This is a genomic window from Nocardioides sp. AN3, from assembly GCF_054653495.1.
Genome location: NZ_BAAIGC010000023.1, coordinates 19,612 through 33,070 on the forward strand (window position 1 = coordinate 19,612; position 13,459 = coordinate 33,070).

Consider the following 13,459-nt stretch of genomic DNA (forward strand, 5'->3'; position numbering starts at 1 on the left):
GGGCAACAAGCGCCCGGCGCTGCACTGGACGGACGCGAGGCCCGGCCTGCCGGTCTCGCCGACAGCGCCAGAGGCAGAAGCGTCCGACAGCGAGGGCAGCATGACCAGTGCGGCGGCCGGTCCCCGAGCCGGTGAGCGAGGACGAGGGGCGGCGCGTCCCAGCTATGCCGACGCCTGCGGTGCCTTCTCGTGGGAACGGGCGCGGGAGCGGATGGCGGGTCTGCCCGGGGGCGGCCTCAACATCGCCCACGAGGCGGTCGACCGGCACGTGTCGGAAGGTCGAGGTGCTAGGACGGCGATCCGTGCGATCGCTGAGGACGGGAGGGCGACGTCGGTCGACTTCGAGGAGCTGCGCGAGCGCACGAACCGCTTCGCCTCGGTGCTCTCATCACTGGGGGTCGGCAAGGGCGAGCGGGTCATGTCGCTCCTCGGCCGGGGCGTCGACCAGTACGTCGCAGCCATCGGGACCCTGAAGCACCGCGCGGTGTTCAGCCCGCTGTTCTCGTCCTTCGGCCCGGAGCCGATCCGCGACCGACTGCTCCTGGGCCGAGGCGCGGTGCTCGTCACGACGCCGGCGCTGTACCGCCGCAAGGTGCTCTCCATCCGCGCGGGCCTGCCAGACCTGCGCCACGTGCTGCTGACCTCCTCGCCGGAGAGCGAGGGGACGAGCGACCCGGCGACCATCGACCTCGCCGCGGCCATGGCGGCGGCCGAGCCTGAGTACTCGATCGGGCCGACCGATCCCGAGGACATGGCGCTGCTGCACTTCACCAGCGGGACGACAGGCAAGCCGAAGGCGGCGATCCACGTCCATGACGCCGTGGTCGCTCATCACGCCACCGCGGCGTACGCGCTTGACCTGCACCCCGAGGACGTGTTCTGGTGCACCGCGGACCCCGGCTGGGTGACAGGCACGTCGTACGGCATCATCGCGCCGCTCACGCACGGCGCCACGCTCCTCAGCTACGCCGGCGAGTTCGAGCCTCATGCCTGGTACCGGCTGCTCGAGCAGGAGCGCGTCAACGTCTGGTACACAGCCCCGACGGCCCTGCGCATGCTGATGCGGCACGGTGTCGAGCTGGCGCGTGGGCACCACTTCGCAGCACTGCGCCACATCGCCAGCGTCGGCGAGGCACTCAACCCCGAGGTGGTGGAGTGGGGCGAGAAGGCCTACGGCCTGTCGATCCACGACAACTGGTGGCAGACCGAGACCGGCGCCATCATGATCAGCAACTACCGCGGGATGCCCCTGTGGCCGGGCTCGATGGGCCGGCCGGTGCCGGGCGTCGAGGCCACCGTGCTGACCCGTGGCCCCGACGGGCGGGCGAGCGTCGTCGACGGGGGGTCAGGGTCGCGGCTCCCGGCGAGGTCGGCGAGCTGGCCCTTCGCCCCGGCTGGCCGTCGATGTTCCGCGGCTACCTCGGAGACGTCGAGCGCTACCGGGACTGCTTCGCCGGAGGCTGGTACCTCAGCGGCGACCTGGCCAGGATCGACCACGACGGCTACTTCTGGTTCGTGGGACGCGCCGACGACGTGATCAAGTCCGCCGGCCACCTCATCGGTCCCTTCGAGGTGGAGACGGCCCTCATGGAGCATCCCGCTGTCGTGGAGGCCGGTGTCATCGGCAAGCCCGACCCGGTCGCCGGTGAGCTGGTCAAGGCCTTCGTCACCCTGCGCGAGGGGGTCGAGGCGACCGATGAGCTGAAACTGGAGCTGCTCGCCTTCGGCCGGCGGCGCCTGGGCGGCCTGGCCCCCAAGGAGATCGCCTTCGACCAGCACCTGCCGCACACCAGCAGTGGCAAGGTGATGCGTCGCCTGTTGAAGGCCCGCGAGCTCGGTCTGCCCGAGGGCGACACGTCGACGATGGAGGCGACCCCGTGACACGGAGACGTGCCGCCGCGCCCGCGGATCGCAACGAGGCAGCCGACACAAGCGACACCACCGACTCAGCCGGGACGCCCGTCGCCAAGCACGAGCTCGACCTGCTCCGGACCATGCTGCTGATCCGACGCTTCGAGGAGACCTGTGCCGAGCTCTACAGCGCGACCAAGATCCGAGGCTTCCTCCACCTCTACGTCGGCGAGGAGGCCATCGCGGCGGGCGTGCTCGCGGCCGTCGGCGCCGACGACAGCGTCGTCTCGACCTACCGGGAGCACGGACACGCGCTCGCACGCGGCGTCTCGGTCGACTCACTCATGGCCGAGATGTTCGGAAAGGTGACCGGCTGCTCACGTGGCCGTGGCGGGTCGATGCACATCTTCGATGCCCAGACGAGGTTCGTGGGCGGGAACGCGATCGTGGGAGGCGGCATCGCTCTCGCGGCGGGGCTGGCCCTGGCCGACAGGCTGCAGGGTCGCAGCCGGGTCACCGTCTGCTTCCTCGGCGACGGCGCCGTCGCCGAGGGGGCCTTCCACGAGTCGCTGAACCTCGCGGCGCTGTGGCAGCTGCCCGTCCTGTTCTGCTGCGAGAACAACCAGTACGCGATGGGCACCGCCCTGGCACTCGAGCACGCCCAGACCGACCTCGCGCTGCGCGCCGCCTCCTACGGCCTCGCCGCCTGGCCGGTGGACGGGATGGACGTGCTCGCGGTCGAGAGGGCGGCCCAGCGCGCGGTCGAGGACATCCGAGGCGGAGCCGGGCCCCACTTCCTCGAGATGCGCACCTACCGGTTCCGCGCACACTCGATGTACGACCCCGACCGATACCGGGACAAGGCCGAGATCGCGACGTGGAAGGAGCGCGACCCGATCCGGCTCCTCTCCGACCGGATGCGAGCCGACGGCCGCCTCTCTGATGCCGCTCTCGCCTCGATCGAGGACGACATCGCGAGTCGGCTCGCGAGCGCCGTCGCAGCAGCGGAGTCCGCACCTGAGGAGCCGGTCGAGGACCTGACCCGCTTCGTCGTCTCGGAGCGCCCGACATGAGCACCGATGTCGAGACGACCTACCGCGAGGCGCTGCGCGAGTCCCTGCGAGAGGCGCTGATCAAGGACGAGCGGGTGTTCCTCATGGGCGAGGACGTCGGGCGATACGGCGGCTGCTTCGCCGTGAGCCTGGGGCTGCTGGAGGAGTTCGGACCCGAGCGGATCCGCGACACACCCCTCTCGGAGCTGGCGTTCGTGGGAGCCGGGATCGGCGCCGCCGTCGGCGGGATGCGCCCCATCGTCGAGATCATGACCGTCAACTTCAGCCTGCTCGCGCTCGACCAGATCGTCAACACGGCCGGGTCCCTGCTCCACATGTCCGGCGGACAGTTCAACGTCCCCCTGGTCATCCGGATGACGACCGGGGCGGGCCGTCAGCTCGCGGCCCAGCACTCGCACAGCCTCGAAGGCTGGTACGCCCACATTCCCGGTCTTCGCATCCTCGCACCCGCCACTCTCGAGGACGCCCGCGGGATGCTCTGGTCCGCCCTGCTCGACCCCGATCCAGTGCTGCTCTTCGAGCACGGCTCCCTCTACAACATGAAGGGCTCTCTCGCGGCGGACGCTGGGCCCGTGGACATCGAGCATGCCGCCGTACGCCGTCCCGGCGACGACGTCACCCTCGTCACCTACGGAGGGACGCTCCCGACGACGCTGGCCGCCGCCGATCTGCTCGCCGAGGACGGCGTCTCCGCGGAGGTGATCGACCTCCGTGTCCTGCGGCCGCTCGACGACGAGACCGTCCTCGGGTCGGTGCGCCGCAGCCACCGGGCCGTCGTGGTCGACGAGGGCTGGCGCAGCGGCAGCCTCTCGGCAGAGATCAGCGCACGTATCACCGAGCAGGCGATGTTCGACCTCGACGGGCCCGTGGAGCGCGTCTGCTCGGCCGAGGTGCCGATGCCGTATGCCCGGCATCTGGAGGAGGCGGCACTGCCGCAGCCGGCGGCGATCGTCCGAGCCGCTCGACGCACACTCGGAATGCACGATGGTTGAGTTCACGATGCCGTCGCTCGGCGCGGACATGGATGAGGGCCGGCTGCTGGAATGGCTGGTCAAGCCCGGCGACGCCGTCCACAAGGGCGACGTCGTCGCCGTGGTGGACACCTCCAAGGCTGCCGTCGAGGTCGAGACCTTCCGCGACGGCACCGTCGAGGCATTGCTGGTCGAGCCAGGCACCATGGTCCCGGTGGGCACGCCCCTCGCGAGGATCACGACGCCGCCCACCGTCGCACCCACCGTCCCGGCCTCCGCCGCGCCCACCGCGGCCCACACCACCCCACGGGCTGCCATCCCCTCACCGTCGGCCCCTGAGCCGCGGATCCGGCGCCTGGCACGCGACCTCGAGGTCGACCTCGCCACGGTCCACGGCACCGGGAGCGGCGGGCGCATCACCCGCCAAGATGTCGTCCATGCCGCGGACGGAACAGCACAGCGTCCCCCTGCCGTCGAGCGGGTCGACGCCCGCGTCGCGACGCCGGCGCCGTCTCCGCCGCAACGGTCGCAGGTGACGCCGTACGCTCGCAGGCTCGCGGCCGAGCTCGGCGTCGACCTCAGTGACGTCCCCCTCCCGGAGACCGGGGTGGTGCGGGCGGCGGACATCCGCGCGGCCGCTGCCGCGGCGCCCCCCGAGCCGGAGTCGACTCCTGCAACCGCGGCCCAGGTCGCATCGTGGAGCGGTGACCGCAAGGAGCGCATGCGCGCGACGATCGCCGCGGTGATGTCACGGTCGAAGAGGGAGATCCCGCACTACTACCTGTCATCGACGGTCGACCTTGGCGCCGCACTCGACTGGATGGGCAGACGCAACCTGGAGCTGCCGGTCTCCGAGCGGCTGGTCCCCGCCGCGCTGATGCTGAAGGCGACCGCCCTGGCAGCCGTCGAGGTCCCCGAGCTCAACGGGTTCTGGACCGACGGTCGCTTCCAGCCCGGTGCCGGCGTGCACCTCGGCGTCGCCGTTGCGCTGCGGGGCGGCGGCCTCGTGGCGCCGGCGATCCACCACGCTGCCGACCGATCGCTCACCGAGATGATGGCCGCGATGCGCGACGTCGTCGTCCGGGCCCGCAGCGGGCGGCTGCGCGACGCCGAGCTGCGCGACCCGACGCTGACCGTGACGAATCTCGGCGAGCAGGGGGTCGAGTCCGTCCTGGGGGTCATCTATCCCCCGCAGGTGGCGCTGGTCGGATTCGGTCGCGTCATGGAGCGCCCCTGGTCGGTCGACGGCCTCCTGGGCGTGCGTCCGCTCACCGTTCTCACCCTTGCCGCGGACCACCGTGCGACCGACGGATTCACTGGCAGCCGGCTGCTCGCCGCCATCGACCGACACCTACAACGACCGGAGAAGCTGTGAGCCTCACACCGTTGACGACACCCCGCGCCCGCACGCTCGTGACCGACGCCCTCCACCACGTCGTGCCCGACGCGGACGTGGACGGCCTGGGCGACGACCTCCCGTTCCGGCCCGAGCTCGAGCTCGACTCGCTGGACTTCCTGTCCTTCGTCGAGACGCTGAGCACCACCTCAGGCGTACGCATCGACGAACGCGACTACCCCGCCCTGACGACGATCGCGTCGTGCGTCCAGTTCCTCACTGGACAGGGCTGAGGCGATGCCGAGGGCTCGGGACTTCCTCGACCGGTTCCGCCCGATCGGCACCGGGGGCCGGCGTGCGGTTCAGTCAGCTCTCTTGGTCATCGCCGTGGTGATGACGCTCGTGCCGGGATCGAGCAGCGGGGCGCCACCACAGCCAGGCACGTTCCGCGGGGGCGGCTTCGACGCCTGCAGTGCTCCGCCGTCGACCACGATGGACGCGTGGCTGACCTCGCCCTACCGCGCGGTCGGCGTCTACATCGGCGGTGCGAACCGCCACTGTGCCCAGATCGAGCTGACCGCAGCGTGGGTCGCGCATCAGCAGGCAGCGGGCTGGCATCTGCTGCCGATCTATCTCGGCCTCCAGGCGCCCTGCACCACGTCAGGAAAGCGTTATCTGATGGATCCGGCGCATGCTGCGGCACAGGGGCGGGCGGAGGCGAGCGCCGCGGTCACCGCAGCACATTCGCTCGGCATGTCTCCCGGCACCGCCTTGATCTTCGACATGGAGGCCTACCGGCCCGCGGATGCCGGCTGCAGCAGGCCGGTCCTGGCCTTCCTCGGCGCTTGGACGGCACGGCTTCACGACGTCGGCTACCTGTCGGGCGTCTACGGAAGCCTCGGCTCGACCGTCCACGATCTGGTCGACGACTACCACTCGGTCCGGTGGCCCCATCCCGACTACCTCTACTTCGCCCGGTTCGATGGTCGTGCGAGCGTCGACAGCCCCCAGATCCCCGCGACCTACTGGTCGCCACATCGCCGGATCCACCAGTACCGCGGCGGCCATGATGAGTCCTACGGGGGCGTGACGATCAACATCGACAACGACTACGTCGACGTCCGCCCCCTCCCGCGTGCCCGGTTCGGCGACTTCACCGGCAACGGGTGGAGCGACCTCCTCGCCCGCGACACGACCACGGGCTCTCTCTACGCCTACCCCGGCAACGGAAGCGGACTGGAGTCACCGGTGCGGATCGGCGCGGTTCGACATGCTCGCGGTCAGATCACGAGGCTCGGCGACTTCAACCGCAACGGCCACGAGGACGTGATCGCGCAGGACTCGTCGACGGGCTACCTGTGGCTCTACCCCGGAACAGGGTCAGCGCTGCGCCCACGCGTCCGGCTCGGCACGGGCTGGAACAGGATGAAGGAGATCACCGCCGTCGGCGACCTCGATGGCGACGGCTACCCGGACATACTCGCCATCCGGAAGTCGACGGGACACCTGCTCTTCTTCCCTGGCCGCGGCACCAGACTCGGCCGACGCGTCGACCTCGGCCCTGGCTGGAACACCATGAGTGAGCTGACCGGCATCGGCGACCTGACCGGTGACGGTCACCCCGACCTGCTCGCCAGACACACGGCGAGCGGCCAGCTCTTCCTGTATCCGGGCCATGGCGTCGGGTTCCGGCCGCGAGTCAGTCTGGGCCGCGGCTGGTCGGGACGGCGAAGCCTCGTCGGCGTCGGAGACTTCAACCGGGACGGGCATCCCGACCTGATGGCCGTCGACTCCGAGACCGGGACGCTCCGGCTCTTTCCCGGTCGGACCGGCGGCCTCTCCGCCGGCATCAGACTGCCAGGGGCCTGGGCGAACCGACGGCCGCTCCTCTGACCGCGGGTCGTGATGCTGCTGGGGCGGTCGGCGGAGTCGAAGGGGTCCTCGGTCGGCCCGGCTGGGGACGTTGGTCACTCCCGCGGCGGCGCCCGCGTGGACGAGCCTGGAGGTGCGAGCGACGAGGAGGTCGAGATGTCGAGGATGCAGACGAAGCTTCCCGAGCGCCGTCATGACGCCCAGCGACCAGCCGCGGACGCCGATCGGTCCGGCGTCTCCGCGGCCGCTGATCTGCCGGCGATCCAGACCGAGGGGCTGACCAAGGTGTTCGGCAAGCAGGTCGCCTTGGACGGGGTCGACCTGGCAGTGCCGCAGGGTCTGGTGTTCGGCTACCTCGGGCCGAACGGGGCAGGGAAGAGCACGACGATCCGCGCGGTGACAGGACTGATCCGTGCGACGTCTGGACGCATCGAGGTCCTCGGACACGACGTGGCCCGCGGACGCGACGCAGCACAGCGGCTGATCGGCTACCTGCCCGGCGACTTCGTCGCCTATCCCGATCTGACGGCAGCCGAGTACCTCCACCATCTGGCTTGCCTGCGCGGCGGCGCCGGCGCCTCAGCGATCAGCGTGTTGGCGGAGCGCCTGGAGCTGCCGCTGGACCGCCGGTTCGGCTCGCTCTCCCACGGCAATCGGCAGAAGGTGGGGATCGTCCAGGCCTTCATGCACGATCCGCCGCTCCTGGTCCTCGACGAGCCGAGCTCCGGGCTCGACCCGCTCGGCCAGCGGGAGTTCCTGACGATGGTGCGGGAAGTGCGCGACCAGGGACGCACCGTCTTCCTCTCGTCCCACGTGCTGAGTGAGGTGGAGGCCGTCGCCGACATGGTCGGCGTCCTCCGACGCGGTCGCCTGTTGCTGACCGACACACTGAGCAACCTGCAGGGTCAGGCGATGCGGCGCATCGACCTCGTCTTCGACGGCGCTCCCCCGGTCGAGGCGCTGCGACGTGCAGGCGGCGTACGCGAGGTCGTCGTGACGGCCTCGACGGCGCACGTCAGAGTCGAGGGGTCGACCGCCGAGCTGCTGCGCGTGGCCGCCCCCTACGGCGTGGAGAACGTGCTGACCCACGAGGCAGACCTCGGCGATCTCTTCCTTGGCTGGTATGAGGAGGACGGCACGTCATGAGACTGATGAGGAGCGTCTTCGGCAAGGGCGTGCGCGACCAGCGCTGGGCATTCCTGGGTTGGGGCCTCGGCGTGGGCCTGCTGGTGCTGATCGAGGCCGCCGTCTGGCCCTCGATCCGCGACATGCCCAACTTCGACGAGCTCATGAAGAACTATCCCGAAGCCATGCGCAAGCTGTTCAACGTGCAGGAGATGACCACGGGCACGGGGTTCATGAACGCCGAGCTGTTCACCCTGATCCTCCCGATGCTCTTCATCTTCTACGGCGTGAGCCGTGGCGCCCGGATGGTGGCCGGCGAAGAGGAGCGCGGCTACCTCGAGACGGTGCTGGTCACGCCCGTCTCCACCCGATCCCTCCTGCTTCAGAAGGCGGCTGCCCTGGCGACGGGCGTCGCCGCACTCGGGGTGGTCCTGGCAGTCGTGCTGGTGTCCTGCTCAGCGGTCTTCGACATGGGCATCGGGCTCGGTGAGACCTTCGTGGGCTGCTTGGCCATGGTCCTTCTAGGCTTGGAGTTCGGCTGGCTCGCGCTAGGCGTCGGAGCGGCCACCGGCCGTCGTGCCGTCGCCATCGGCGTCGGTGGTGGCGCTGCCGTCGCGGCGTACGTCCTCTATGCCCTCGGCCAGCTCGTGGACTCCGTCGAGGCCTACCAGACGCTCTCGCCGTTCCACCAAGCCCTGCACAACGGCCCGCTCGGCGATGGCGTGCCGCTGACCATGATCTGGGTGGCCTTGGGCGCCGTCACCGCCGTCGTCGCCGCAGTGCCGGTCTTCGATCACCGCGACCTGCGCCTCCACTGAGAGGCGCAGGAGGCTCGTCGAACATCACGGTGTCGTGAGAACATCACGGTGTCGTGACCCGCGCCCTGCCCCGCTATCGACGGATCACGACCTTGAGGGCCTTGGTCTCCGCGGCGTTCCCGAAGGTGTCGTAGGCGTCGAGGATCCGGTCCAACGTGAAGTGGTGAGTGCCGAACTTCTCGGCGGCGAGTTGGTGCTGCGCCACGAGCTTCAGCAGCATCGCCGTGGTGTTGGTGCTCACCAGACCCATCGTGATCGCGATGTCCTTGATCCACAGCTCGTTGAGCGCCAGCTGCGCGGGCGCGCCGTGCACACCGATGTTGGCGACTCGCCCGCCGGGTCGCACGATCTGCGTGCAGGCCTCGAACGTGGCGGGGATGCCGACGGCCTCGATGGCGACGTCGACGCCGAGCCCATCAGTCATCGCGAACACCTGCTCCTTCCAGTCGACGGCCCCGCTGTCGACGGTGTCGGTCGCGCCGAAGGAGCGTGCCTGATCCAGCCGGTTGGCGTCGAGATCGAGGGCGATGACACGCGCTGCGCCGTACAGGTGGGAGGTCAGCATCGCGGCCAGCCCGATCGGCCCCGAGCCGACCACGGCGACCGTGTCGCCCGGCTTGACCTGCCCGTAGCGCACACCGATCTCGAAGGAGGTCGGGAGGATGTCGCTGAGCATGACAGCGGCCTCGTCGGGGACGCCGTCGGGCAGCTTGTAGACGGAGTTGTCGGCGAAGGGGACGCGCACATACTCGGCCTGGGTGCCATCGATCAGATGCCCGAAGATCCAGCCGATGCCGCTCGCGCCCTCGTCTGCCAGGCAGTGCGCATAGAGGCCGGCGTGGCAGTAGGAGCAGGCCCCGCACGCGCTGATGCAGGAGATGATGACCCGATCACCGATCGACACCGTCCGCACGGCGGACCCCACCTCGATCACGGTGCCGACGCCCTCGTGACCGAGGATCCGCCCTTCGCTGACGGCTGGTACGTCGCCCTTCAGGATGTGGAGGTCGGTGCCGCAGATCGTGGTGGTGTCGATCTGCACGATCACATCGGTGGGCTGCAGGATCCGCGGGTCTTCGTGCTCTTCCCATGCCTTCTGGCCGGGGCCGTGGTAGACGAGTGCCTTCATTGCGCAAGCCCTTTCCGCTGTGCGAGGCGACCGGGCGTCTCCCGGTCGCCTCCCACGCTGCTCCCCCCGGCAGATCCGGACACGGGCCAAAGGACCTCGGTCTGGCAAATCGAAGGTCCCGCCTCACGCGGGCACGAGCCGCCGGCCGGTCACGCGGGTCGGGTGGATCCGCACGTAGTCCCAGTAGCTGCCGGCGGGCCACGGCACCGGCCGGTCGGTCTCGCTGACGAGGGTGTCGGCCTCGGCCGCACGCGCCGTCCCGTTCACCAGGACGCTCCAGCCCGACTCGGTGTACTCGTCGTAGTCGTCGACCTCGAAGGTGAGGTCGGCGTCCGGCCCGTTGTCGCGCAGGTAGCGAGCCGTCTGCCCGGACGGCGAGAGGCGGACGACGATCTCGCCGCCGATCACGGCGTGGTTGACCGGCAGGACGACGGCGCCTCGGATCGTGCAGTAGCCGATCCGTCCCACCGAGGTGCTCTCCAGCAGCTGAAAGCACTCCTCGCGCGCGATCTCCCGCAGCTGGCCCCGGAACCACAGCTCCTTCATCGTCCCTCTCCTCCGCCTGATCCGCGTCCGCCTGTGCGGGCGACTCCACCGTGCGTGCCCCGGTGCCGGCGACGTCAGAGGCGCAGGTCCCGCCCCCCGGGCACAAGGACCTCCCGCGCCGAGCGTCGGGCGGTCAGCACGCCGTGGCGATCCATGACCTTCATCAGCACCCCCGGCAGTGTGGCGAGGGCGAGCACGAGCGCCCAGGCCGGCGCCGGAAGCGGCTCGGTGCCGAGCAGGGCACGCAGCGGCGGTGCGACGATGGCCAGGGTCTGCAGGAGCACCGACGTGGCCACCGCGCACTCGACCGCGCGCTCCGCCCATCCGCTGCCCGAGCGCGGAGCACGAAGCGCAAGCGCGACGCCGAGCTGAGCGAACCCGAGCGTCGCGAAGATCGTGGTCGAAACGTGCCACCCGTGCTGGACGGCCAGAAGGCCGCTCACCAGCGTCACCAGGGTGATGAGGAGGCCACCGACCGCGACCTGGGTGCCGAGGCGCCGTCCGAGCACGGACTCCTGAGGGGACGGCGAGGGCTGCCGCATCAGCGCCGGGTCGAGGGGCTCCGCGCCGAAGGCGACGCCCGGCACGCCGTGAGTGAGCATGTTGATCCACAAGATCTGGCCCGGCAGCAACGGCGCCGGCATGCCCAAGAAGGGCGCCAGCAGGATGACCAACACCTCGGCGAGCCCACCGGACAGGGCGTAGCGCAGGAAGGTGCGGATGTTGGCGTAGATCCGCCTGCCCTCCCCGACGGCGGTCACCACGGTCCGGAGATTGTCGTCGGCGAGCACGAGGTCCGCCGCCTGCCGGGCGACCTCCGTCCCGCGGTCGCCCATCGCAACGCCGATGTCGGCCCGGCGTAGCGCGGGAGCGTCGTTGACCCCGTCGCCCGTCATCGCGACGACGTGGCCGCGGCGCTGCCACTCGTCGACGATGTCGACCTTCTGATCCGGCTTGATGCGGGCGAAGACGTCGATCGACTCCAAGCGCTCCGCGTGCTCTCCGGCGGTCACGGCGGCGCCGTCCACCACGCCGCCATCTGGACCTGTCACGCCGACCTGACGCGCGATCGCGAGCGCGGTGGCGGGGTGGTCTCCGGTGACCAGGACCGTCCGGATCCCCGCCTCCCGGCACGCCGCGACCACAGATGCCGCGTCGGGCTTCGGCGGGTCGACGAGGCCGACGAGGCCGACCACCTGGGCTACCTCGGATCCTTCGGCGTCACCAGCGCCCACCTCGGCCACCGCCAGCACCCGGAAGCCGTCCGCCGCCATGGCGGCCGCCGCAGCACGAGCCGCCTGGGTCTGAGCCGTGCCCGGCGTCAGGCCCAGCACGACCTCGGGGGCGCCCTTGACGATGCGGCACCGACCACCCGGCAGGTCGTGCACCGTCTCCATGCACTGGCGGACGCTGTCGAACGGCGTCTCGGCGACGCGTGGCCACCTCAGCGACGCATCGAGCAGGGCGGCGTCGTACGACACGGCGGCGAGGAGAAGGGCGCCCTCCATCGGGTCGCCCACCACCGACCACGTCCCCTCCGGGCGGACGAGTCTGGCGTCGTTGCAGAGCACCAGGTCCCGGAGCAGCCGTCGCAGTGAGTCGGGAGACCCGCCCGCCTTCTCAGGCTCGCTCGCCTCTCCCACTTCCTCGGCCTCGCGGGCGGTGTCAACCACGCCGGACCAGGGCGCGCCGACCCCCGCCGGCACGTCCACGACCCCCTCCGGCAGCCAGAGCCGCGTGAGGGTCATGCGTCCTTCGGTGAGGGTGCCCGTCTTGTCGGAGGCGAGGATCGAGACCGACCCGAGCGTCTCCACGGCCGGAAGCCATCGGACGATCGCCGACCGTTGGGCCATCCGGTAGGCGCCGAGCGCAAGCGCCACCGACACGGCGGCTGGGAGGGACTCCGGGATGGCGGCCACCGCCAGGCTCACCGCAAGCACCAGCGACTCGCCGAAGGGGTCGCCGCGGAGGACGGCGAGGAGCAGCACCAGTCCGGCGAGCGCCGTGACCGCCACGATCAGCTGCCGTGAGAGGCGGCCCAGTCGGGTCTGCAGGGGCGTACGACGGACAGGAGCCGATGCGACGAGGGCGGCGATGCGGCCCAGGCCACTGGCCGCGCCCGTGCGCACGGCGACGCCGAACCCGCGCCCGCGCGTGACCACGGTGCCGGCCTGCACCTCCTCGCCCAAGCCACGCGACACCGGCACCGACTCGCCCGTCAGCGACGCCTCGTCCAGCATGAGCGAGACCGCCTCGACCAGCCGGAGGTCCGCCGGCACCACGTCGCCCGCCTCCAGGCGCACGAGGTCGTCGGGCACGACGTCTCGGGCAGCGATCTCAGCGAGGTCGCCGTCGCGCAGGACCCTCGCGTGTGGGGCCGCCATCTGGTCCAGGGCCGCCATGGCGTGCTCGGCGCGTCGCTCCTGCAGCACGCCGAGCGTGGTGTTGAGGGCCACGACGGCGGCGATGATCACCGCGTCGGAGGCGTCGCCGAGCCAGCAGACGATCACGAACGCCGCGCAGAGCATGAGGATCATCGGATCGGCGAGCTGGAGGCCGATCCTCGCGAGCATGGTGCGGGGCCGCGGCCTCGGCACCTCGTTCGGGCCGACGACCTCGAGTCGCCGTGCCGCCTCGCCGGAGCTCAAGCCGCCCTCACGCGGCTCCACAGCATCTTGGATCGTCACGGCGCCCTTCCGGCCGAGCTCGCGTGAGCTCGGCTGTTCCGAGGCCAGCGT

The 13,459-nt window shown here is 70.8% G+C and carries 12 protein-coding genes; 9 read left to right on the top strand and 3 right to left on the bottom strand.

Going from position 1 to position 13,459, the window contains the following annotated elements:
* Positions 1-100: 100 nt before the first annotated feature.
* The 9 genes from ACYQ1K_RS20515 (at position 101) to ACYQ1K_RS20555 (ending at position 9,046) form a co-directional block, all read left to right on the top strand.
* A complete protein-coding gene (locus ACYQ1K_RS20515) occupies positions 101-1,537 on the top strand; it encodes an AMP-binding protein (protein WP_459985118.1) in 1,437 nt (478 codons plus the stop codon).
* Complete coding sequence (locus ACYQ1K_RS20520) at positions 1,516-1,881, top strand: AMP-binding enzyme (protein ID WP_459985119.1); 366 nt, start codon at positions 1,516-1,518, stop codon at positions 1,879-1,881. Before ACYQ1K_RS20515 ends, ACYQ1K_RS20520 begins: the two co-directional genes overlap by 22 nt.
* Positions 1,878-2,924 carry a pyruvate dehydrogenase (acetyl-transferring) E1 component subunit alpha gene (gene pdhA, locus ACYQ1K_RS20525; RefSeq protein WP_459985120.1) on the top strand — a complete coding sequence of 349 codons (1,047 nt, stop codon included), beginning with the start codon at positions 1,878-1,880 and terminating at the stop codon, positions 2,922-2,924. Before ACYQ1K_RS20520 ends, pdhA begins: the two co-directional genes overlap by 4 nt.
* The gene (locus ACYQ1K_RS20530; protein WP_459985122.1) at positions 2,921-3,916 is read left to right on the top strand and encodes an alpha-ketoacid dehydrogenase subunit beta; all 996 of its coding nucleotides are present in this window, start codon (positions 2,921-2,923) and stop codon (positions 3,914-3,916) included. The genes pdhA and ACYQ1K_RS20530 overlap by 4 nt, the downstream gene beginning before the upstream one ends.
* Complete coding sequence (locus ACYQ1K_RS20535; protein WP_459985123.1) at positions 3,909-5,270, top strand: dihydrolipoamide acetyltransferase family protein; 1,362 nt, start codon at positions 3,909-3,911, stop codon at positions 5,268-5,270. The genes ACYQ1K_RS20530 and ACYQ1K_RS20535 overlap by 8 nt, the downstream gene beginning before the upstream one ends.
* An 11-nt stretch (positions 5,271-5,281) precedes the next feature.
* Positions 5,282-5,524 (top strand): acyl carrier protein, encoded by a 243-nt coding sequence (locus ACYQ1K_RS20540; protein ID WP_459985124.1) that lies wholly within the window; start codon positions 5,282-5,284, stop codon positions 5,522-5,524.
* Between the two features lie 4 nt (positions 5,525-5,528).
* On the top strand, positions 5,529-7,124 hold the full coding sequence (locus ACYQ1K_RS20545) for a glycoside hydrolase domain-containing protein (RefSeq protein ID WP_459985125.1): 1,596 nt from the start codon (positions 5,529-5,531) through the stop codon (positions 7,122-7,124).
* A gap of 135 nt (positions 7,125-7,259) precedes the next feature.
* A complete protein-coding gene (locus tag ACYQ1K_RS20550; RefSeq protein ID WP_459985126.1) occupies positions 7,260-8,249 on the top strand; it encodes an ABC transporter ATP-binding protein in 990 nt (329 codons plus the stop codon).
* A complete protein-coding gene (locus ACYQ1K_RS20555; protein WP_459985127.1) occupies positions 8,246-9,046 on the top strand; it encodes an ABC transporter permease subunit in 801 nt (266 codons plus the stop codon). Before ACYQ1K_RS20550 ends, ACYQ1K_RS20555 begins: the two co-directional genes overlap by 4 nt.
* Positions 9,047-9,119: 73 nt before the next feature.
* On the opposite strand, the gene ACYQ1K_RS20560 is transcribed toward ACYQ1K_RS20555, so the two are convergent.
* From ACYQ1K_RS20560 to ACYQ1K_RS20570, 3 genes are all read right to left on the bottom strand, one after another.
* Entirely contained in the window at positions 9,120-10,175 is a 1,056-nt protein-coding gene (locus ACYQ1K_RS20560) for a zinc-dependent alcohol dehydrogenase family protein (protein ID WP_459985128.1), read from the bottom strand.
* Between the two features lie 123 nt (positions 10,176-10,298).
* On the bottom strand, positions 10,299-10,721 hold the full coding sequence (locus tag ACYQ1K_RS20565) for a pyridoxamine 5'-phosphate oxidase family protein (protein ID WP_459985129.1): 423 nt from the start codon (positions 10,719-10,721) through the stop codon (positions 10,299-10,301).
* A 74-nt stretch (positions 10,722-10,795) separates the two neighbouring features.
* Entirely contained in the window at positions 10,796-13,408 is a 2,613-nt protein-coding gene (locus ACYQ1K_RS20570) for a cation-translocating P-type ATPase (RefSeq protein ID WP_459985130.1), read from the bottom strand.
* Positions 13,409-13,459: the final 51 nt, after the last annotated feature.